The sequence below is a fragment of the Pseudoduganella sp. RAF53_2 genome, assembly GCF_052113985.1.
GTDB lineage: Bacteria > Pseudomonadota > Gammaproteobacteria > Burkholderiales > Burkholderiaceae_D > Rugamonas.
This window is the reverse complement of sequence record NZ_JBFRDW010000840.1, coordinates 1-2,126: the sequence shown is the minus strand read 5'-3', so window position 1 is coordinate 2,126 and position 2,126 is coordinate 1. Positions and strand designations below refer to the sequence as shown.

Here is a 2,126-nt window from a genome sequence, read left to right as displayed (position 1 = left end):
TAGCCCGCGCTTTGTGGACGGCCACGTGCGCATGGGCATACGCGAGCACCTGCGCGGTGTGGATGAAGGCTTCGCCAAGATTGCCGCCATTCCCCAGCTGAAGGACAAGCCGATTGTGATCGGCGAGAGCGATCCGGAAGGCTGCGCGGCATGTCCCGGCCCTCAGAACGCTTACCGCAATGGGACCATGTATTCCAGCTATACCGCAGCGAGCTTTGCACGCATCTGGGAGCTCTCTGCGCGGCGCCACGTCAATCTGGATGGCGCATTGACCTGGGCTTTCACGTTTGAGGACCAGCCCTGGTTTGCAGGCTATCGCCAGCTTGCGACCAACGGCATCGACCTGCCCGTGCTGAACGTGTTCCGCCTGTTCGCCAAGCTGGGGCCGAAGCGCATTAATGCGAGCAGCAACGCCCAGCGTCCTCTGGAAGATATGCTCGCAAATGGCGTGCAAGGCGCACCGGATGTCGGCGTGCTTGCAACGCGCACGCCGGATGGGCATCTGGCCATCCTGAGCTGGCATTACCACGATGACGATGTCACTGGCCCGGATGCGGCGGTCAGGCTGGAGCTGAAGGGCCTCGGTGGCGCGGCGTCGCGCAAGGTTACCCAATGGCGTGTGGACAAGGCCAGCGCCAATGCTTTCACCGCATGGCAGCAAATGGGCTCGCCGCAGTCGCCGGATTTCAAGCAGTATCAGACGCTGGAAAACGCATCGCAGATGGCGCCCGTAATCTTGCCACCGCTGGTAGTGAAGGACGGTGCGGCTGGTTTAAACTTCATGCTGCCGCGCCAGGGAGTGAGCTTGCTGCTAGTGGAGTGACAAAGGGATGGCCACCGCCCGCGCGTACAGTTAATAACTCTTCGCAAAGGCCGGGATATGTTCAGCAAATCTTTGATTCGTGCAGTGCCACAGGTGCCTCCATCTTTCTTCTCCGCTGTGCTGGGGCTTGCCGGTCTGGCGAATGTCTGGAGAGCAGCGCATGCTGCCTGGTCCCTTCCATCCGCCGTTGGCGAGGCGCTCTACGCGATTGCGGCTTTGACGTGGCTGATCGTCGCCGTGCTGTATGCCCTGAAGTGGATCGCCGCTCCCGCTGTCGCACGTGAGGAAGCCGAACATGCCATCCAGTGCTGCTTCATCGGGCTGGGCGGCGTTGCGACGCTGCTGGTCGCACAGGGTGCGCTGCCTTATTCGCGGCCGCTCGCCATCGCACTGTTCGCGCTGGGCGCCGCGTTCACGCTTATCTTCGCGCTGTGGCGCACGGGCATTCTGTGGCACGGTGGACGCGATCCCGCGGCCACCACGCCGGTGCTGTATCTGCCAATGGTGGCGGGYGGATTTGTGACCGGCATCGTCAGCGCTGCGCTGGGCTGGAAGGAGCTGGCGCAGCTGGCATTCGGCGCGGCGGCCTTTACCTGGCTCGCCATCGAGTCCGTGCTGCTGCACAGGCTCTATACGGCTGTGCCGATGACGCCGGCAATGCGGCCCATGCTGGGCATTCAACTGGCGCCGCCCGCCGTTGGCGCGGTTTGCTACCTGTCCGTCAGCGGCGGCCACGCCGATCTGCTTGCCCACATGCTGATTGGCTACGCCTTGCTGCAGGCCCTGCTGCTCATACGCATGCAGCGCTGGATTCGCGAACAGCCGTTTGCTTTCTCCTATTGGGCCTTTACCTTCGGCGCCACCGCACTGGCTGGAGCGGCGACCCGCTTGTCCATCGACAGCCCCGATGGCATCTTCAGCGCTCTAGCACCGGTCCTGTTCGTTGGCGCGAACGTGCTGGTGCTCGGCATCGCCGCCGGCACTTTGCGCCTGCTGCTGGGCGGGCAATTGCTGCCCGCCGTGGCCAAGTGATTAACAGCCCCTCCTGGCGATGGAGCTGAAACGACCTATCGGGCGCCCGCTGCGAACTCGCGGGCCGGCACGCTGACGACGACGGAGCTGATTGGCGCTTCGGCGCTGTCGGCAACGATTACCTTGTAGTCGCCGCCAGCGATCTTCCACTTCTGCGAGGCCTTGTCGAAGACGGCGAGAGTGCGCGGGTCGATCGTGACCATACTGGCCTTCGATTCGCCGGGCCGCAGCGTCAGCTTGTCCCAGCCGCCCAGACGTTTCGGTGCTTCCC

General features: G+C 63.7%; 3 protein-coding genes. 2 read left to right on the top strand and 1 reads right to left on the bottom strand.

The window, feature by feature from the left end; translation table 11 throughout:
• Together AB4Z11_RS30180 and tehA are read left to right on the top strand one after the other, a co-directional pair.
• A partial coding sequence (locus AB4Z11_RS30180) for a GH39 family glycosyl hydrolase (RefSeq protein ID WP_442029641.1) occupies positions 1–823 on the top strand: 823 nt, incomplete at its 5' end.
• 93 nt (positions 824–916) lie between these two features.
• Positions 917–1,855, top strand: coding sequence for a dicarboxylate transporter/tellurite-resistance protein TehA (gene tehA / locus AB4Z11_RS30175; RefSeq protein WP_442029639.1), 939 nt, complete (start codon positions 917–919; stop codon positions 1,853–1,855).
• 35 nt (positions 1,856–1,890) lie between these two features.
• On the opposite strand, the gene AB4Z11_RS30170 is transcribed toward tehA, so the two are convergent.
• Positions 1,891–2,126: fibronectin type III-like domain-contianing protein (locus AB4Z11_RS30170; RefSeq protein ID WP_442029637.1), on the bottom strand; the 236-nt coding region annotated here is incomplete at its 5' end.